Source organism: Burkholderia sp. CpTa8-5 (assembly GCF_017815045.1).
Lineage (GTDB): Bacteria > Pseudomonadota > Gammaproteobacteria > Burkholderiales > Burkholderiaceae > Burkholderia > Burkholderia sola.
Map to the genome: position 1 here is coordinate 119,825 of NZ_JAGIQD010000009.1, position 18,008 is coordinate 137,832.

At 69.2% G+C, this 18,008-nt stretch carries 14 protein-coding genes and 1 pseudogene; 7 read left to right on the plus strand and 8 right to left on the minus strand.

The genetic code is table 11. The annotated features are described in order from the left end of the window. Nucleotides 1–41: 41 nt before the first annotated feature. The 3 genes from gcvP (at nucleotide 42) to J8I35_RS16220 (ending at nucleotide 5,684) form a co-directional block, all read left to right on the plus strand. Nucleotides 42–2,969 carry an aminomethyl-transferring glycine dehydrogenase gene (gcvP, locus tag J8I35_RS16210; RefSeq protein WP_209926174.1) on the plus strand — a complete coding sequence of 976 codons (2,928 nt, stop codon included), beginning with the start codon at nucleotides 42–44 and terminating at the stop codon, nucleotides 2,967–2,969. A gap of 153 nt (nucleotides 2,970–3,122) precedes the next feature. Next, nucleotides 3,123–4,265, plus strand: a complete 1,143-nt coding sequence (locus J8I35_RS16215; RefSeq protein WP_124555777.1) for an alginate lyase family protein — start codon at nucleotides 3,123–3,125, stop codon at nucleotides 4,263–4,265. 30 nt (nucleotides 4,266–4,295) lie between these two features. Next, nucleotides 4,296–5,684: an L-serine ammonia-lyase gene (locus tag J8I35_RS16220; RefSeq protein ID WP_050015896.1), complete on the plus strand. Its 1,389-nt coding sequence runs from the start codon at nucleotides 4,296–4,298 to the stop codon at nucleotides 5,682–5,684. A 59-nt stretch (nucleotides 5,685–5,743) separates the two neighbouring features. Here J8I35_RS16220 and J8I35_RS16225 read toward each other — a convergent pair. After that, a pseudogene (locus J8I35_RS16225) lies at nucleotides 5,744–5,845 on the minus strand (AbrB family transcriptional regulator); the annotation flags it as partial. 130 nt (nucleotides 5,846–5,975) lie between these two features. Here J8I35_RS16225 and J8I35_RS16230 point away from each other — a divergent pair. Together J8I35_RS16230 and J8I35_RS16235 are read left to right on the plus strand one after the other, a co-directional pair. Further along, nucleotides 5,976–7,679: a thiamine pyrophosphate-binding protein gene (locus J8I35_RS16230; protein WP_209926176.1), complete on the plus strand. Its 1,704-nt coding sequence runs from the start codon at nucleotides 5,976–5,978 to the stop codon at nucleotides 7,677–7,679. Next, complete coding sequence (locus tag J8I35_RS16235; protein ID WP_124555774.1) at nucleotides 7,676–8,773, plus strand: ADP-heptose--LPS heptosyltransferase; 1,098 nt, start codon at nucleotides 7,676–7,678, stop codon at nucleotides 8,771–8,773. Before J8I35_RS16230 ends, J8I35_RS16235 begins: the two co-directional genes overlap by 4 nt. Before the next feature lie 111 nt (nucleotides 8,774–8,884). Here the strand turns inward: J8I35_RS16235 and J8I35_RS16240 are convergent, their stop codons facing one another. The 3 genes from J8I35_RS16240 to J8I35_RS16250 all read right to left on the minus strand — a co-directional run bounded on the left by J8I35_RS16240 (nucleotide 8,885) and on the right by J8I35_RS16250 (nucleotide 12,360). Then, nucleotides 8,885–9,901 (minus strand): helix-turn-helix domain-containing protein, encoded by a 1,017-nt coding sequence (locus J8I35_RS16240; RefSeq protein ID WP_089488032.1) that lies wholly within the window; start codon nucleotides 9,899–9,901, stop codon nucleotides 8,885–8,887. Nucleotides 9,902–10,106: 205 nt separating this feature from the next. Further along, a complete protein-coding gene (locus J8I35_RS16245; protein WP_050015887.1) occupies nucleotides 10,107–10,655 on the minus strand; it encodes a hypothetical protein in 549 nt (182 codons plus the stop codon). Nucleotides 10,656–10,833: 178 nt separating this feature from the next. Further along, nucleotides 10,834–12,360 carry an aldehyde dehydrogenase family protein gene (locus J8I35_RS16250; RefSeq protein ID WP_050015884.1) on the minus strand — a complete coding sequence of 509 codons (1,527 nt, stop codon included), beginning with the start codon at nucleotides 12,358–12,360 and terminating at the stop codon, nucleotides 10,834–10,836. A gap of 331 nt (nucleotides 12,361–12,691) precedes the next feature. Between J8I35_RS16250 and J8I35_RS16255 the strand changes: the two genes are divergently transcribed. Continuing rightward, nucleotides 12,692–13,120, plus strand: coding sequence for a pyridoxamine 5'-phosphate oxidase family protein (locus J8I35_RS16255; protein WP_050016022.1), 429 nt, complete (start codon nucleotides 12,692–12,694; stop codon nucleotides 13,118–13,120). Between the two features lie 18 nt (nucleotides 13,121–13,138). Here J8I35_RS16255 and J8I35_RS16260 read toward each other — a convergent pair whose 3' ends face one another. Then, complete coding sequence (locus J8I35_RS16260) at nucleotides 13,139–14,728, minus strand: MFS transporter (protein WP_209926182.1); 1,590 nt, start codon at nucleotides 14,726–14,728, stop codon at nucleotides 13,139–13,141. Between the two features lie 157 nt (nucleotides 14,729–14,885). On the opposite strand from J8I35_RS16260, the gene J8I35_RS16265 reads away from it, so the two are divergent. Further along, on the plus strand, nucleotides 14,886–15,770 hold the full coding sequence (locus J8I35_RS16265) for a LysR family transcriptional regulator (protein WP_124555771.1): 885 nt from the start codon (nucleotides 14,886–14,888) through the stop codon (nucleotides 15,768–15,770). A gap of 42 nt (nucleotides 15,771–15,812) precedes the next feature. On the opposite strand, the gene J8I35_RS16270 is transcribed toward J8I35_RS16265, so the two are convergent. The 3 genes from J8I35_RS16270 to J8I35_RS16280 form a co-directional block, all read right to left on the minus strand. Next, nucleotides 15,813–16,124 (minus strand): hypothetical protein, encoded by a 312-nt coding sequence (locus J8I35_RS16270; protein WP_209926184.1) that lies wholly within the window; start codon nucleotides 16,122–16,124, stop codon nucleotides 15,813–15,815. Between the two features lie 135 nt (nucleotides 16,125–16,259). Further along, nucleotides 16,260–17,699 carry a hypothetical protein gene (locus tag J8I35_RS16275; protein WP_209926186.1) on the minus strand — a complete coding sequence of 480 codons (1,440 nt, stop codon included), beginning with the start codon at nucleotides 17,697–17,699 and terminating at the stop codon, nucleotides 16,260–16,262. A 21-nt stretch (nucleotides 17,700–17,720) separates the two neighbouring features. After that, nucleotides 17,721–18,008 (minus strand): PAAR domain-containing protein, encoded by a 288-nt coding sequence (locus J8I35_RS16280; protein ID WP_046547487.1) that lies wholly within the window; start codon nucleotides 18,006–18,008, stop codon nucleotides 17,721–17,723.

Here is an 18,008-nt window from a genome sequence, read left to right on the forward strand (position 1 = left end):
TGCGGCCGGGCAGCCGGCCCGCGCGGGACCAGAGTCACGCCATGAAGCTCGAACACCCGGACCGCCTGATGAACCGCACGCCCCTCTCGCTCGCCGCGCTCGAAACGCACGACGCGTTCGCCGAACGCCACATCGGCCCCGACGCCGCCAGCCAGCAGGCCATGCTCGACACGCTCGGCTTCGCGTCGCGCGCCGCGCTGATCGACGCCGTGATCCCGGCCTCGATCCGCCGCGCCGAAACGCTGCCGCTCGGCCCGTTCGCGCAGCCGAAGAGCGAGGCCGAAGCGCTCGCCGCGCTGCGTGCGCTCGCGGACAAGAACCAGGTGTTCCGCTCGTATATCGGCCAGGGCTACCACGACACGCACACGCCGGCCGTGATCCTGCGCAACGTGCTCGAAAACCCGGCGTGGTACACGGCCTACACGCCGTACCAGCCCGAAATTTCCCAGGGCCGCCTCGAGGCGCTCCTGAACTTCCAGCAGATGGTCGCCGACCTGACGGGTCTCGCGATCTCGAACGCATCGCTGCTCGACGAAGCCACCGCCGCGGCCGAAGCGATGACGCTGCTGCAGCGCACCGGCAAGCCGAAGTCGAACGTGTTCTACGTCGCCGACGACGTGCTGCCGCAAACCCTCGAAGTGATCCGCACGCGCGCGCTGCCGATCGGCATCGACGTGAAGACGGGCCCGGCCGCCGAAGCAGCTCAAGCGAACGCATTCGGCGTGCTGCTGCAGTACCCGGGCGTGAACGGCGACGTGCGCGACTACCGCGCGCTCACCGAAGCGATCCACGCGGCCGGCGGCCACGTGGTCGTCGCGGCCGACCTGCTCGCGCTGACCGTGCTGACGCCGCCCGGCGAATGGGGCGCCGACGTCGCGATCGGCAACACGCAGCGCTTCGGCGTGCCGATGGGCTTCGGCGGTCCGCACGCCGCCTACATGGCCGTGCGCGACGAATTCAAGCGCCAGATGCCGGGCCGCCTCGTCGGCGTGACGGTCGACGCGCAGGGCAAGCCCGCGCTGCGCCTCGCGCTGCAGACGCGCGAACAGCACATCCGCCGCGAGAAGGCGACGTCGAACGTGTGTACCGCGCAGGCGCTGCTCGCGATCATGGCCAGCATGTACGCGGTCTACCACGGCCCGCACGGCCTGAAGACGATCGCGCTGCGCGTGAACCGCATCGCGGCGCTGTTCGCCGCCGGCGTGAAGCAGCTCGGCTTCGCGACCGTCAACGACACGTTCTTCGACACAGTGACGATCGACACCGGCGCGCGCACCGCGCAGATTCACGCATTCGCGAACGCGAAGCGCATCAACCTGCGCCGCGTGAGCGACACGCAAGTCGGCGTATCGGTCGACGAAACGACGACGCGCGACGACCTCGCCGATCTCCTCGACGTGTTCGCGCAGGCCGCGGGCGGCACCGCGCCGGCCGTCGATGCGCTGGACGCGGGCCTCGCCGGCGTCGCCGCGCTGCCGGCCGGCCTCGAGCGCACGAGCGCGTACCTGACGCACCCCGTGTTCAACCGCCACCATTCCGAAACCGAAATGCTGCGCTACCTGCGCAGCCTGTCGGACAAGGATCTCGCGCTCGACCGCTCGATGATCCCGCTCGGCTCGTGCACGATGAAGCTGAACGCGACGTCGGAAATGCTGCCGGTCACGTGGCCCGAGTTCGGCGGCATCCATCCGTTCGCACCGGCCGAGCAGACCGTCGGCTACCGCGAGATGATCGACCAGCTCGAACAGATGCTCGTCGCGGCCACCGGCTACGCGGCCGTGTCGCTGCAGCCGAACGCGGGCTCGCAGGGCGAGTACGCGGGCCTGTTGATCATCCACGCGTACCACGCATCGCGCGGCGAAGGCCATCGCGACGTGTGCCTGATCCCGGCATCCGCGCACGGCACGAACCCGGCGTCCGCGCACATGGCCGGCATGAAGGTCGTGGTCGTCGCGTGCGACGCGCAGGGCAACGTCGACATCGCCGACCTGAAGGCGAAGGCCGAGCAGCATTCGGCGAACCTCGCGGCGATCATGATCACGTATCCGTCGACGCACGGCGTGTTCGAGCAGAACGTCCGCGAGATCTGCGAGATCGTCCACGCGCACGGCGGCCAGGTGTACGTCGACGGCGCGAACATGAACGCGATGGTCGGCCTGACCGCGCCCGGCCAGTTCGGCGGCGACGTGTCGCACCTGAACCTGCACAAGACCTTCTGCATCCCGCACGGCGGCGGCGGCCCGGGCGTCGGCCCGGTCGCGGTCGGCGCGCACCTCGCGCAGTTCCTGCCGAACCAGCGCTCGACCGGCTACGCCCGCGCGGAAGACGGCATCGGCGCGGTGTCGGCCGCGCCGTACGGCTCGGCGTCGATCCTGCCGATCTCGTGGATGTACATCGCGATGATGGGCGCGAAGAACCTGACCGCCGCGACCGAAACCGCGATCCTCAACGCGAACTACATCGCGAAGCGCCTCGCGCCGCACTATCCGGTGCTGTATTCGGGCCCGGGCGGGCTGGTCGCGCACGAGTGCATTCTCGACCTGCGTCCGATCAAGGAAACGAGCGGCATCAGCGTCGACGACGTCGCGAAGCGCCTGATGGACTACGGCTTCCACGCGCCGACGATGAGTTTCCCGGTGCCGGGCACGCTGATGGTCGAGCCGACCGAATCGGAATCGCAGGAAGAACTCGACCGCTTCATCGCCGCGATGATCGCGATCCGCGAGGAAATCCGCGCGGTCGAGGAAGGCCGCGCCGATCGCGAGGACAACCCGCTGCGCCACGCGCCGCACACGGCGGCCGTCGTCACCGCGAACGAATGGCCGCACGCGTACTCGCGCGAGCAGGCCGCGTACCCGGTCGCGTCGCTCGGCACGAACAAGTACTGGCCGCCGGTCGGCCGCGCGGACAACGCGTACGGCGACCGCAACCTGTTCTGCTCGTGCGTGCCGATGTCGGATTACGCATAACGCCCGTCTCGCGCCGGAGCGTCCGACCGTGCCCCCACCGCACGCAGCCACCGGTTGCGTGCGGTTTTACGTTCGCCGCCCGGCCAACCGTTTCACGCTCACCCGCCAATCCGGCTAACATCACACGCGATCCAGCCAATGAAGGAGTTCCGCATGGTGCGTCCGATGTTTCCGGGCCAGGGTGCAACGGCGCGGCGGCCGCGCCCGCGCGCAGGCCGCTACGTGCCGATGCTCGTCGCATCGCTGTCGCTCGCCGCCGCCGGCCTCGGCGTGTCCGGCAATGCGCTCGCCGCGATGAATTTCTGCGCGGCGCCGGCGCTGCAGTCGAGCGAGACGACGCACGCCGAGCCGGGCGTGCAGGCGCTGATTCGCAGCGTCGACGCGCGCATCGGCGAGCAGCCGAAGGCCATGGCGCGCGTGCACACCGAGGGCACGCTGCCGCATGAAGGCATCTACGACCAGAGCGAAGCCGCGCTCAAGGACATGGACCTGATGCGCGATGCGGCGCTCGCGTGGCGCGTGACGAACGCGCCGCGCTACCTGCAGCTCGTCGACCGCTTCCTGTCCGCGTGGGTTTCGACCTACCAGCCGAGCTTCAACCCGATCGACGAGACGCGCTTCGACAGCCTGATCGTCGCGTACGACATGACCGCGAGCGCGCTGCCGGTGAAGACGCGCAACGCGACCGCCGCGTTCATCGCGAAGCTCGGCGCCGGCTACGTCGCGCAGGTCGACGCGCAGAAGCGCCCGCTCACCGGCACCTGGCGCAACAACTGGCAGAGCCACCGGATCAAGCTGATCGCGCTGTCCGCGTTCACGCTCGGCGACCGCAAGATGATGAACGCCGCGCAGCGGCTGTTCGTCGAGCATCTCGCCGACAACATCGGCCCGGACGGCAAGACCTGGGATTTCGAGGAACGCGATGCGCTGCATTACGCGGTCTACGATCTGCAGCCGCTGGTGACGGCCGCGCTCGCCGCGCGCCGCTTCAACCGCAACTGGCTGCGCGAGCGCGGCGCGAACGGCGCGACGCTCGCGGCCGCGCTCGACTGGCTCGTGCCGTACGCGCTCGGCGAGAAAACCCACGAGGAATTCGTGAATTCGCCGGTGCCGTTCGACGCGAAGCGCCGCGAGGCCGGCTTGCCGGGTTACACGGGGCAGTGGGACCCGAAAAACGCCACCGAACTCTTTCATCTGGCCGCGCGGCTCGACGGGCGCTATGCCCGCGTCGCGCAGCAGCTTTCCCCAACGCCGCCCGCATGGCTCGCCGCGTGCCTGCCATTGCAGGCGCGCTAGCACCATTCTTACAGCAAGGCAGGTATCGAAATGGCAGTCAGCGTGTTTGACCTCTTCAAGATCGGCATCGGCCCGTCCAGTTCGCACACGGTCGGACCGATGCGCGCGGCGCTGATGTTCGTCCAGGGCCTCGAGCGTGACGGGCTGCTCGCCGCGACGGCCCATGTGAAGGTCGAGCTGTACGGCTCGCTGGGCGCCACCGGCAAGGGCCACGGCACCGACCGCGGCGTGATGCTCGGCCTGCTCGGCGACGCGCCCGACACCGTCGATCCCGACACGATCGACGCGCGGCTCGAAGACGTCCGCAAGACGAAGCAACTCGCGCTGCTCGGCACGCACCCGGTGCCGTTCGTGCTGAAGGAGAACATCGCGTTCTACCGCCAGGCGCTGCCCGAACATCCGAACGGGATGAAGCTGCGCGCGAGCGACGCGAACGGCGCGGTGCTGGTCGAGCGTACCTATCTGTCGGTCGGCGGCGGCTTCGTCGTGACGGCCGGCGCACCGAACACCAAGGTGCTGAGCGCGGCCGAGCAGATGACGCACCCGTTCCGCACCGGCGCGGAGCTGCTCGCGCTGACCGCGTCGACCGGCAAGTCGATCGCGCAACTGATGTGGGAAAACGAGCGCGCGTGGCACACCGACGAAGAAACGCGCGACGGGCTGCTGAAGATCTGGGCCGTGATGCAGTCGTGCGTGTCGCGCGGCTGCGGGATCGGCAATCCCGACGCCGACGGCAACCTGCCCGGCCCGTTCCAGGTCAAGCGCCGCGCGCCGCAGCTGTACCGCACGCTGACGGGCAGCCCGGAGCGCGCGCTCCAGGACCCGCTGTCGATGATCGACTGGATCAACCTGTACGCGATCGCGGTCAACGAGGAAAACGCGGCCGGCGGCCGCGTCGTCACCGCGCCGACCAACGGCGCGGCCGGCATCATCCCCGCCGTGCTGCACTACTACACGCGCTTCACGCCCGGCGCGAACGAACAGGGCGTAATCGACTTCCTGCTGACGGCCGCCGCGATCGGCATCCTCTACAAGCTCAACGCATCGATTTCGGGCGCGGAAGTGGGCTGCCAGGGTGAAGTCGGGGTGGCCTGCTCGATGGCGGCCGGCGCGCTCGCGGCCGTGCTCGGCGGCACGCCGCAGCAGGTCGAGAACGCGGCCGAGATCGGGATGGAACACAACCTCGGCCTGACCTGCGACCCGGTCGGCGGGATGGTGCAGATCCCGTGCATCGAGCGCAACGCGATGGCGTCGGTAAAGGCCGTCAACGCGGCGCGCATGGCGCTGCGCGGCGACGGCTCGCACTACGTGTCGCTCGACTCCGTGATCAAGACGATGCGCGAGACGGGCGCCGACATGAAGACCAAGTACAAGGAAACGTCGCGCGGCGGGCTGGCGGTGAATATCGTCGAGTGCTGATGTCCGACCCGGCGGTCATGGAGGACGCTCCGCGTCTCGCATGACCGTCGGGTGCACAATCACCCATCCTTGCGTTCGGCCTGCTCCTGGTTGCCATGCCCTTCGGCCATGAAATTCGGCCCGAATTTCGCGAACTTCTCGAGCACGTGGGTCAAGGGCCGGATGGCCAACCGAAGCCCGCACGCAACCCCCGACCAGCCCCGCGTTCCGACACTTTTCAGCGGCCGTCGTACCGGCCCGCAGCCAACCGGCGTAAGCTGTACGTCCCGCTACCCAGGGAGACGGCAGCCCATGTCGCATTCCAAGGACCTCGAGTCGCGCGCCACCACCGGTGCACGACTGCTCGTCGATGCGTTGCTCGCCAATCACGTCGAACGCGTGTTCTGCGTGCCGGGCGAGAGCTTCCTCGCCGTGCTCGATGCGCTCGCGGACGACACCGCCCGCATCCAGACGGTCGTCTGCCGCCACGAGGCGGCCGCCGCGAACATGGCCGAAGCGGTCGGCAAGCTGACCGGCCGGCCCGGCATCGCGTTCGTCACGCGCGGGCCCGGCGCGACCCATGCGTCGATCGGCGTGCACACCGCATTCCAGGATTCGACGCCGATGATCCTGTTCGTCGGCCAGTGCGCACGCGAACACCTCGACCGCGAAGCGTTCCAGGAAATCGACTACCGCCGGATGTTCGGCCAGATGGCCAAATGGGTCGCGCAGATCGACGATCCGCGCCGCATCCCCGAATACCTGAGCCATGCGTTCCACGTCGCGACGTCCGGCCGGCCCGGCCCGGTCGTGCTCGCGCTGCCGGAGGACGTGCTGTCCGACGCGTGCGCGCCGCAGCCCGTCGTGCCGGCCGCGAAACGCGTCGCGGCCGCGCCGTCGGTCGCGCAGCTCGACGAGTTGCGCGAGCGGCTCGCGCGCGCGGAACGGCCATTCGCGATCGTCGGCGGCAGCGGCTGGACGCCCGACGCGTGCGCGAACCTGCGCACCTTCGCCGAACGCTGGCAATTGCCGGTCGCGTGCGCGTTCCGCTTCCAGGACACGATCGACAACGCGCACCCGAACTACGCGGGCGACGTCGGGCTCGGGATCAACCCCGCGCTCGCGAAACGCATCCGCGACGCCGACCTGCTGCTCGTGATCGGGCCGCGCCTCGGCGAAGCGACGACCGGCGGCTACACGCTGCTCGACATCCCGAAAACGCGCCAGACGCTGATCCACGTGCATCAGGGCGCGGACGAGCTCGGCCGCGTATACGCCGCCGACCTGCCGATCGTGTCGGGCATGCCCGAGATCGCCGCGCCGCTGGCCGCGCTCGAACCGCCCGAGCGGCCTGCCTGGGCCGGCGCGGCCGCCGATGCGCACCGCGCGTACCGCGAATGGCATGCGCCGCTGCCGATGCCCGGCGACGTGCAGCTCGGCGACGTGATGGTGCAGTTGCGCGAACGCCTGCCGCACGACGCAATCCTGACCAACGGCGCAGGCAACTATGCGATCTGGCTGCATCGCCACTTCGCGTACCGGCACTTCCGTTCGCAGCTCGCGCCGACGAGCGGCGCGATGGGCTACGGGCTGCCGGCCGCGCTCGCCGCGAAGTCGCTGTATCCGCAGCGCGCCGTCGTCGCGCTCGCCGGCGACGGCTGCTTCATGATGGCCGGCAACGAGCTCGCGACCGCGATGCAGTACGGGCTGAACATCGTCGCGATCGTCGTCAACAACGGCCATTTCGGCACGATCCGCATGCATCAGGAGCGCAACTACCCGGGTCGCGTGCACGGCACGGGGCTCACGAATCCGGATTTCGCCGCCTATGCGCGTGCGTTCGGCGCGCACGGCGAGACGGTCGAGCGCACCGCCGATTTCGCGCCCGCGCTCGAACGCGCGCTGACCTGCGGGCTGCCCGCGGTGATCGAGATCCGCATCCCGCAGGACGCCAGCACGCCGGCCGCGACGCTCGAGCAGATCCGGGAGCAGGGCCGCCGCGCGCGCGGCGCATGACAACGGTGAACATGCACGCCGCGCCGCCCGTCGCCGCGCTGTCGCACGACGACGCGCTGGCCTGCCCCGGCACGCTGCTCGCGCCCGACCGCACGCTCGTCGCGCCGTACGACCTCGAATACGGCGACGTGCGCGCCGAAGGCTACGTGGCGGCCGCGCCGGCGCTCGGCCTGCTGCACGCCGCGCACCGGCCGTTCCGGCTCGATTACGGCGCTACGCGGCACGTGCACGTGATCAACGGGATGGGTGTCGCGCTCGGCGATTCGGTGATCGGGCTGACGGCCGTCGCCGCGCTGCGTGCGGCCCATGCGGGCCTGCGCTTCACGCTGTACCGGCCGGCGCGCGCGCCGCGCTACGTCGATGCGCTGTATGCGCTCGCGGCCGACGTCGTCGCGCCGTCGCGCGCATTGCCGTGCCCGGCCGAAGCGCTGCCCGCCGACGCGCACTGCATCGATGTCGGCAATCACCTGTATTGGCCCGCGTTCGCGCGGCTGCCGATGATCGATTTCTTCCTCGACGCGCTCGGCGTCGATCCGGCTGCCGTGCCGGCTGCCGCAAAGCGCAACCGCTGGCTCGCGCGGCTATCGCTGCCCGCGCTGCCGGCCGAATGGCTGCGGCCGTACGTGCTGTTCTGCCCGAATGCGAGCACCGCGGTGCGCAGCGTGCCGCCCGCGCTGCGCGTCGCGTTCGTGGAACGGCTCGCGCAGCGTTACGGGCTGCCGGTGGTGGGATTCGGCCCGATCGCGCATCCCGCTTACGTGGATGTGAGCCGCGACGCGACCGACACCGCGCGCTTCATCGCGTGGGTCAAGGGCGCAAGCCTGCTGTTCGCGCCGGACACGGCGGCCGTGCATCTCGCCGACGGTTTCGACGTGCCGACGATCGCGTGCTTCACGACGATCGGGCCGGTGCTGCGCGTGCGCGACTATCCGTATTGCGTACCGGTCATGCTCGACGTACCGGCCGAATTGCACGGGCTGCATCGCAGCGAGCGGCCGGACGATCTGGCGTCGGTCGAAGCCGCGTACCGCGCGATCGACTGGGACGCGCTGGCGTGGCCCGCCCCGCGCGACGGGGCAGCGTCGGCCATCTGAACGAAGCCGGCGCGGCGCCGAGCGGAAGGGTCGAACCGGCCGCAGCGCGCGCCCGGCGCCAGCACCGCCGTGAGCGCGCCGCCGGCCGCCCGGCTCACCATACCGGCACGTTCACGCGCGATCGCGCAGCGTCTCCGACGGCCGCTTGCCGAACAGACGCCGGTAATCGGTCGCGAACTGGCTCAGATGCCAGAAGCCCCACGCCTCCGCGACGTCCTGCACCGAGCCGGCCGCGCGCCCGCACAGGTCGCGCCGCGCGCCGTTCAGCCGCAGCGTGCGCAGGTAGGTCGCGGGCGCCATTCCCAGCACGTCCTGGAAGCAGTACTGCAGCGTGCGCCGACTCACGTGCAACTGCTCGCACAGCTCGGGCACGCCGACCGGACGCGTGCGGTGCGCGAGCACGTAGTCGCGCGCCTGGTCGACGATCCAGCGGCGCGTCGACGGCGCGGCGCCGCTGCCGTCGTCGGCCGGTTGCGCGCACGCATCGAACAGCGCGGCCAGCACTTCGGCCTGCAGGTCGTCGCGCTGCGCATCGGGCAGCGGGCCGGCCATCGCCACCGCGCCGTCGAGCCGGCGCCCGAGCAGCGCGCACAGCCGCGCGAGCCGCGCGTCGCCGACCTGCATCACGCGCTGCGTGAACAGCCGCTCGTCGAGCGCGCGGTGCTCGACTTCCTCCGCGTAGCGACGCAGCACGTCGCCGCGCACGACGACGCCGTAGATCGAGAACTGCGCGGGCGTCACGAGTTCGAATTCGACGTTGCCGGGCCGGAACGCGAGCGCGCCGGGGCCGATGCGGCATGCATCGACGCGCGCCGAGCCGTCGCACACGAGCGGGATGCCGAACCAGTACGCGTCGCCGCGCACTTCGCACGCCTGGCGCAGCAGGTGGCTGGTCGATTCGCGAAACAGCTTCATCGTGTCGAGCGGCAGCTCGGTCAGCGTGCCGACGAAGCGGCCGGCCGCGAGCTGGTCGTAGGTTTGCCGCCAGCCGATCAGGTTGCGCGCCTGCTCGTCCGCATCGTGCGCGACGCTGACGACGGCCTGCCCGGCGAACGCGTCGTCGCCCTGCGCGCTGCGCCGCGTGTCCTCGGCGGTCGGTTCTTCCGTATACGCCACGTGTTGGTCCATCGTGTCCTCCCTCACCTGCGCGGAACCCTGCGTATCACGCAAGTCCCGTGCCGAACCGCACGGCCCGGCGAGCAAGCCGCCATTCCACGCTGTCCGGCCGATGCTCGCCATGCGGGCGCACCCGAAGGCGGCATGCCGCGCACGCCGCCGGTGCGATCCGCGCGGCGACCGCGCATGCGCGCCGCCGCCCGCGCCCGGCCACCGGCTACCGGGCCGGCTTCAGCCGCACGACCCGTGTGCCGCAATTGCCGTATGCCTGCGCGATCGCCAGTTCGACGATCGCGCTGTCCGCCGCCCACGGCGCCGCGTCCGCTTCCGGCAAATCGGCGCGCAGCGTGGCGCGACCGTTGATCCGGTAGCGCAGGCCGCGCACGACATCGACGAACAGCAATCCGACGCCCCGGCCGTCGCAGGCGGCCGCGTCGATCCGGCCGCCATCGCCGTCAGGCGCGGCCGGCAACGCGAACCGCAGCGTCTTGGTATCGATCACGCGCACCACCGGCAGCAGGTCGCCGTTCGCGTCGCGCCGGCTCTGCACGATGTCGCAGGTCATCGATGCGCCGACGCCGGAGGCCATGCCGACGAACATGAACGGCTGCGATTCGACGAACTGCCGCACGCCGACGCTTAGCCGCGTGGTCACGACGTCGCTCATCCGCTCGGCTTCGTCGGCGACGCCGAAGCGGTGTTGCGCGTCGAGTTCGCCCGGATGGAATACCGGGTGACGTGGAAAGGATCGGGGCAGGTCTGCCATGCTGGTTGTCGTCGCACGCGTGGGCGCAGCGGGCCGCCGCGAGCCCGCGACGACCGGAATCGTTGCCGGCGCCGGCTGCGCAACAAAACGCAACCGGGGCCGACCGTCGAACAGGAAAATCGAACCGCGCGACGTGCCGGGCCCAACCGACCCCGGCACGTCGCGGCGGCTTCGGCGATCAGAAGAACCCGAGCGCCTCGGCCTGGTAGCTGACCAGCAGGCACTTCGTCTGCTGATAGTTCGACAGCGCCATCTTGTGCGTCTCGCGGCCGATGCCCGACTGCTTGTAGCCGCCGAACGCCGCGTGCGCGGGGTACAGGTGGTAGCAGTTGGTCCACACGCGGCCGGCCTCGATCTCGCGGCCCATCCGATACGCGCGCGTGCCGCTGCGCGTCCACACGCCCGCGCCGAGCCCGTAGAACGTGTCGTTCGCGAGTTCGATCGCTTCCTGCTCGTCCTTGAACGTCATCACCGACGCGACCGGCCCGAAGATCTCTTCCTGGAACACGCGCATCTTGTTGTTGCCGAGCAGCATCGTCGGCTTCACGTAGTAGCCCGTGCCGAGGTCGGCGGCCGGCGCCGTACGCTCGCCGCCCGTCAGGCATTGCGCGCCTTCGCCGCGGCCGATGTCGATGTACGACAGGATCTTGTCGAGCTGCTGCTGCGACGCCTGCGCGCCGATCATCGTCTGCAGGTCGAGCGGGTGGCCGGACTTGATGCGCTCGACGCGCGCGACGGCCTTCTCGATGAAGCGGTCGTAGATCGATTCCTGGATCAGGATCCGCGACGGGCACGTGCACACTTCGCCCTGGTTCAGCGCGAACATCGCGAGCCCTTCGAGCGCCTTGTCGAGGTACGCGTCGTCCTGGTCGAGCACGTCGGCGAAGAAGATGTTCGGGCTCTTGCCGCCCAGTTCGACCGTCGACGGGATCAGGCTTTCGGCCGCGGCGCGCAGCACGTGCTTGCCGACCGGCGTCGAGCCCGTGAACGCGATCTTCGCGATCCGCTTGCTGGTCGCGAGCGCTTCGCCCGCTTCCTTGCCGAAGCCGTTCACGATGTTGATCGTGCCGGCCGGGAACAGGTCGCCGATCAGCTCCATCAGCACGAGCACCGACGCGGGCGTCTGCTCGGCCGGCTTCATCACCACGCAGCAGCCGGCCGCGAGCGCCGGCGCGAGCTTCCACGCGGCCATCAGCAGCGGGAAGTTCCACGGGATGATCTGGCCGACCACGCCGAGCGGCTCGTGGAAGTGGTACGCGACGGTGTTGTCGTCGATCTCGGAGATGCCGCCTTCCTGTGCGCGGATGCAGCCCGCGAAGTAGCGGAAGTGGTCGACCGCGAGCGGCAGGTCGGCCGCCATCGTCTCGCGCAGCGGCTTGCCGTTGTCGATCGTCTCGGCCACGGCCAGCAGCTTCAGGTTCTTTTCCATCCGGTCGGCGGCGGCGAGCAGCAGGTTCGAGCGCTCGGCCACGGACGTCTTGCCCCACTTGCGGCGCGCGGCATGCGCGGCGTCGAGCGCCAGTTCGATATCGTCGGCGCCGGAGCGCGGGATGCGGCAGAACGGCTGGCCGTTGATCGGCGACACGTTCTCGAAATACTCGCCCTTCACCGGCGGAACCCACTTGCCGCCGATGTAGTTGTCGTATTGCTGACGGTACGGGTATTCGACGTCGAGGCCCAGTTGTTTCAGGTCAAACGGGTTCATACATGTCTCCTGTTCATCGTGCTTGTGTGAGTAGAGCGCCGGTTGGAATGCGCTGATCCCGTTCATGCAACATGCGTGCCAAACGGAACGGGCGGGAGCGGGCGCACGTCGATCGCGGCCGGCGCGGGTTCGCACCGTGCGGTGTTCACGTCCGCAACACGGCCGGTGTACCGATTCTGAACACCGCGATTGCGCAACGATGGGGCCGGTGTTCGGAATTTCCACAGTGCGCGGCGGCGCGCTGCCCGCCAGCGCGCGCCGCGCCGCGTGGCATGTCGCTTGCGTGCTTGTCGCGGATTCACACGCCACGGCGCACACGCCGACCGACACCATGAACGATCGCGGCCCGCTGACCGACGACGCCATCGCATTCATCCGCGAGCAGGCTTTCCTGATCGTCGCGACCGCCGATGCGGCCGGCAACGCCGACTGTTCGTACCGCGGCCGCCAGCCGCGCGCCGACGGCTCGTTCGCGCCGCTCGTCGATATCCCGGACCGCCGCACGCTGGTGCTGCCCGACTTCGCGGGCAACAACCTGCTCAACACGATCGGCAACCTGCTCGTGAATCCGGCCATCGCGCTGCTGTTCGTCGATTTCGTGCGTCAGACGACCTGGCTCGTGCAGGGCCGCGCGACGCTCGACGAGGATGCGCAAGCGCGCGCGCATCTGTGGCCGGATGCGTTGCGCTATCTCGTGATCGATGTGGAATGCGCGCAAGCTCGCGCAGAGGCAGGGCTGCCGCCGCTCGTGCTGGCGTGACGCGCGGCGGGTGAGGCTTTAACGAGCGGACGATGCGGGCACGGCGGCGTCGGCCTGCGCGGGGCCGTCTACTTCATCGCCCGCTTCGTCGACAGCCGGCCGTCCGCCGAGAAACCCGAACACCACCACCGCGCACAGCACCGTGACGACGGCCAGCGCGATCAACAGCCGGTCGAATGCGTGCGCGTAGCTCGCGATCAACGCCGCACGACCGACGCCCGGCAACGCGACAGCCGCGCCCGCGAGATCGCCGGTCGCGAGCCGCGCGGCGGCCCGCAGCGTCGCGTCCGGCGTGCCGGCGGCCCCTGCCGCCTGCGCAAGCCCCGCTTGCGCGAGCGCGGCCAGCACCGCGCCGACGATCGCCAGCGCGATCCCCTCGCCGGCCACGCGCGTCGTGCTGAAAATGCCCGTCGCCATCCCCGCGCGCTCCTTCGGCACGACGCTCACCGACAGCCCGTCCATCAGCCCCCACGGCATGCCGGCGCCGATGCCGATCGCGAGCATCGGCGCGATCGCCGCCGGCCCCGCGCCGCCGCGCAGCGCGATGCCGAGCCACACGAGCCCGCCCGCCGCGACCAGCAGCCCGAGCCCGGAAATCACGCCGGCCGACAGCCAGCGCGTGAGCGTCGCCGCGACGAGCGGCACGACCAGCATCGGCGCGGAGATCGCGAGCATCAGCCAGCCGGCGTCGATCTCGCTGAAGCCGTCGATGCCGATGAAGCGCAGCGGCAGCACGACGAGCAGCACGATGTAGCAGCAGCAGGTCGACACCGGCAGCACCTGCACGCCGACGAAGCGCGCGATGCGAAACAGCGACAGGTCGAGCATCGGCCGCGCGACGCGCGTCTCGATCGTCACGAACGCGCACGCGCCGAGCGCCGCGCCGGCCAGCAGCGCGATCACGAGCGGGCTCGACCCGCCGCGCGCGGGCGCCTCGATCACGCCGAACGTGAACAGCGTCAGCGCCGCCGTGAACGCGATCGTGCCGGGCCAGTCGAGCCCCGTCGCGTGCGGATCGCGCGACTCGTGCATGCGCGGCAGTCCGAACGCGAGCGACAGCACGCCGGCCACCGCGCCCGTCACGAAGATCGCGCGCCAGCCGTAGTGCCCGATCAGCCCGCCGGCGAGCACCGGCCCGAACGCGAGCCCGATCCCGAACGTCGTGCCGAGCAGGCTGAACGCACGCGTGCGCGCCGCGCCGTCGAATTCCTGCGCGAGCGCGGCCGTGCCGCCGGCCAGCGCCGCGGCCGCCGCGAGCCCTTGCGCGGCGCGCAGCAAATCGACCGCGAGGATCGACGGCGCGAACGCGAGCGCGAGCGACATCAACGTGAAGCCGCCGACGCCGATCGCGAACAGGCGCTTGCGGCCGAACTGGTCGGCCAGCGCGCCCGACGCCATCAGGAAACTGCCGAATGCGAGCATGAACGCGTTGGTGATCCAGTTCATCGCGACGGGGCTGCCGTGCAGGTCGCGGCCGATCGCCGGCGTCGCGACCGCGCCGCCCGAAAACGACAGCGGCAGCGCGACGGCGGCCATGCAGACGGCGGCCAGCACCCATGCGCGCCGGCGCGCCGCGTGGGCCGAAACGGCTGAAACAGGGTGATCCATCATCGCTCCTCGAAAAAGCCGGCGCGGATGCGTCATCAGAGCGACAAAAGATAAATCGGATTCAATCCGCGAAAAACCACGCAAAGCTCCGCATATAACGGACTAAAATTCCGCAATTGCCCCGCTAGCGTGCGTCGCCCGCACACCGTTCGATTCGATGGAAAACCTCACCGGCATCGTTGCGTTCGTCCGCACCGCCGAAGCGCTGAGCTTCGTCGCGGCCGGCCGCGCGCTCGGCATTTCGGCGTCGGCGGTCGGCAAGACGATCGCGAAACTCGAGCAGTCGCTCGGCGTGCGCCTGTTCAACCGCACGACGCGGCGCGTGACGCTCACCGACGAGGGGCGGCATTTCTACGAGCGCTGCCAGCGGATCCTCGAGGATTTCCGCGACGCGGAGGCGACGGTGACGGCGTCCGCGCAGCGCCCGCGCGGCAAGCTGCGCGTGAGCCTGCCGGTGATCGGCTACCGCTTCCTGCTGCCGGTGCTGCCCGAATTCCGGCAGCGCTATCCGGACGTCGAGCTCGATCTCGATTTCAACGACCGGATGGTCGACGTCGTCGAAGGCGGCTTCGACGCGGTGATCCGCAGCGGCCCGCTGTCCGATTCCAGCCTGATGTCGCGGCGGCTCGGCCCGTTCGCGTTCGTGCTGTGCGCGACGCCCGCGTATCTCGCGCAGGCCGGCACGCCGCGCACGCCGCGCGAGCTCGACGCGCACGACTGCGTACGCTACTGCTTCCCGACCACCGGCAAGCTGCAGGACTGGGCGCTCGCGGCCGACGACGGCACGCCGCTCACGCTGCGCACCGCGATGACCTGCAACAACATGGAAGCGCTGCGCGGCGCCGTGCTCGCGGGGCTCGGCATCGGCTACATGCCCGACTTCCTCGCGCGCGACGCGCTCGAACACGGCGCGCTCGTCACCGTGCTCGACGACTACCGGATCGCGCCCGGGCAGTTCTCGATCGTGTGGCCGTCGAGCCGGCAGTTGTCGCCGAAGCTGCGCGTGTTCGTCGATTTCCTGTGCGAGCGGCTGTTCAGGTAGCGTTCAGTCCGGCGCCAGTGAATCAGGAACGCCGATGCGACGTCATACGTCGCCGTTTCGGCCCGCGCGTATCTGCCGCATCATCGCACGGTCATACGCCTCGAAGCGCTGCCACGCATCCGCTGTGCGCACATGGGGCCGTTCCCGATGTGAACTGATCCACCACGGCTTGCCTCGATGCTCATACCAGCGCCACACCGCCGCCTGCGCAATCTCGTGTTCCCGGTCAGCACACACGCCGTCGACGACATCCTCTATATGAAAGATGCATGCGAGATGCCATCGCCATCGATCGCACAGTTCGTCTGCGATCAGCCCCACCGTGAAGCCCAGAAAGATCAACGCGTATTGCAAAGGGGTTGCCGTACCCAGTACTGCCGACGCATGCCCCTAACTCGCAGTCATCCAGACGGCACACGCCAGCAGCGAGAGCCACCACAACGCCACGAACCGGGGAATGCCGAATTGCCGAAATGCCTTCATCGCTGCTTACCCGTATTGGCGCCACACGTCGTCGGCATAGAGCCGCTGTGCGAGGATGCGCCAGCCACCACACAAGATCACGACGACAACCATGACACTGGTGAACACCGTTTCGAACGTGCCCCACGCCTTGTCGGGGGACAGCAGCATCCCGAATACCCACATCGCCACACACGCGACGAGTTCGACGGCTGGGAACAGGTTGTACTCGTAGTCCGTCTTCCACGGCGCGTCCACGCTCGGCAGCTCCTTGACGACAAGATTGAGCGCGACGCCGTCCTCGTGAGGCAGTGCGACAAGCTGCGCCCCCTGACCATATAACGCCATCTTGCCGGCCAGCGCCTGAAGGACCCAGCGCGCGACCGGAGCCTGCGGACCAATCGCCGGATCTAGCGCATGCGCTTCAATCTTCAGATCGGCATCCCTGACCGCGCCCAGCGTCGCATGTTGCGCGAGCCCCTTGAGCCGGCTATGCCAGAAGTGACGGATACGCTCGCGTGGCGCCTGCGCCGCGTTGAGCAGCAACGCCAGCGACCTATCGACCTGATCGGCTTCCCCGACGACCTGACGAAGTAGCCAAGCCTGCCGCTTTAGCTCAGGTTTTTCCTGTACGAGCGCGCGCGAACCGAGCAGAAGCGCAACCGCGGCTTCCGATGTCGCCGGCGCAATGCCGGGGGCGTCATCATTCAAATGCCATGCGACAACGAGGCGATACTTCGGAGTTCCGTCCACTGCATAGTGGCTAGAGGCAAACGGCGAGTCGCTTTTGTCCGAGAACCAGTTCTCCGCAAAGTTCACGTTGCGGTCGTTGTCGATCCATCGAACACAGGGCCGCCCTGGCAACTTCAGGCGCTCCCACACAGCCTTGACGTCCGTCGACCATTCCTGCCGGTCGCACTGCATCACGATTTCGAATGAGTTGCTGCGCGACGCCTCAGCCAACCGCGCCGCCAGTGGCGTCAGAAGGGTTTCCAGCAGGCTGCTGACGCGTGACGCGACGTGGGTTGCGTCGAGGCCTCCAAGCAACATGACCTTCCCCGGATTCTCCGGTGGACTGCCTTCCAGTTTCAGCATGCGTTCGGCCAGGTCGGCTTCGGGCGTGAGAATGACACTGTCGAGCACGGCCATGCCTGCGCGGCTGAGTCGCTGCCATCGGACCAGCAAATGCCAGCGCGCCGCATTCCTGACCGCTGCCTCAAACGCCAAGCCGTCGTAAAACGACGAATAAAGCGCGGCGCAGATCGTGAGCCAAAAAGTAAACGGGACCGCCAGCGCGGAGCGCGTGAATTCCGGCGAGCCAACTGGTTTGCCCGCCGGCCACGTTATCACCGTATAGGCCAGGCACACGCCCGCGATCACGAGGAACAAGACGAGGTAGACCCATACGGGTGGCGGTTTGGGGTGCTGCCACTCGGGCGGCACGCGTTGATCCCAGCGAAATTTCATCGCGTCTCCGTGAATATCGCGTCACGCTTCGATCATCGAGTGGCGCTGCGATGCAATCAGCCGCGGCGACGGATGACACGCGCACCGGCAAAGGTCGTCTTCGAGCGCGGGCTGTTTGTCGCTCAGTTCATGGTCCGAGCGCTCACCGACCGGCTCGATCCGGCCAATGGTGTTGCACGCAGGACATTGGACCCTCGCGCCCACATGGCTCAACTTGCGATCGTCGAGTTCAACGTCATCGAGGCCGTCAAGCACGACGCCGTTCGCCGTCGTCCGGTCATGCTGATAGATCAGCGCACGTTCTCGCAT

Coding starts and splice junctions, on each gene's coding strand:
- gcvP (WP_209926174.1), top strand. CDS start 42: ATGAAGCTCGAACACCCGGACCGCCTGATGAACCGCACGCCCCTCTCG.
- J8I35_RS16215 (WP_124555777.1), top strand. CDS start 3,123: ATGGTGCGTCCGATGTTTCCGGGCCAGGGTGCAACGGCGCGGCGGCCG.
- J8I35_RS16220 (WP_050015896.1), top strand. CDS start 4,296: ATGGCAGTCAGCGTGTTTGACCTCTTCAAGATCGGCATCGGCCCGTCC.
- J8I35_RS16230 (WP_209926176.1), top strand. CDS start 5,976: ATGTCGCATTCCAAGGACCTCGAGTCGCGCGCCACCACCGGTGCACGA.
- J8I35_RS16235 (WP_124555774.1), top strand. CDS start 7,676: ATGACAACGGTGAACATGCACGCCGCGCCGCCCGTCGCCGCGCTGTCG.
- J8I35_RS16240 (WP_089488032.1), bottom strand. CDS start 9,901: ATGGACCAACACGTGGCGTATACGGAAGAACCGACCGCCGAGGACACG.
- J8I35_RS16245 (WP_050015887.1), bottom strand. CDS start 10,655: ATGGCAGACCTGCCCCGATCCTTTCCACGTCACCCGGTATTCCATCCG.
- J8I35_RS16250 (WP_050015884.1), bottom strand. CDS start 12,360: ATGAACCCGTTTGACCTGAAACAACTGGGCCTCGACGTCGAATACCCG.
- J8I35_RS16255 (WP_050016022.1), top strand. CDS start 12,692: ATGAACGATCGCGGCCCGCTGACCGACGACGCCATCGCATTCATCCGC.
- J8I35_RS16260 (WP_209926182.1), bottom strand. CDS start 14,728: ATGGATCACCCTGTTTCAGCCGTTTCGGCCCACGCGGCGCGCCGGCGC.
- J8I35_RS16265 (WP_124555771.1), top strand. CDS start 14,886: ATGGAAAACCTCACCGGCATCGTTGCGTTCGTCCGCACCGCCGAAGCG.
- J8I35_RS16275 (WP_209926186.1), bottom strand. CDS start 17,699: ATGAAATTTCGCTGGGATCAACGCGTGCCGCCCGAGTGGCAGCACCCC.
- J8I35_RS16280 (WP_046547487.1), bottom strand. CDS start 18,008: ATGCGAGAACGTGCGCTGATCTATCAGCATGACCGGACGACGGCGAAC.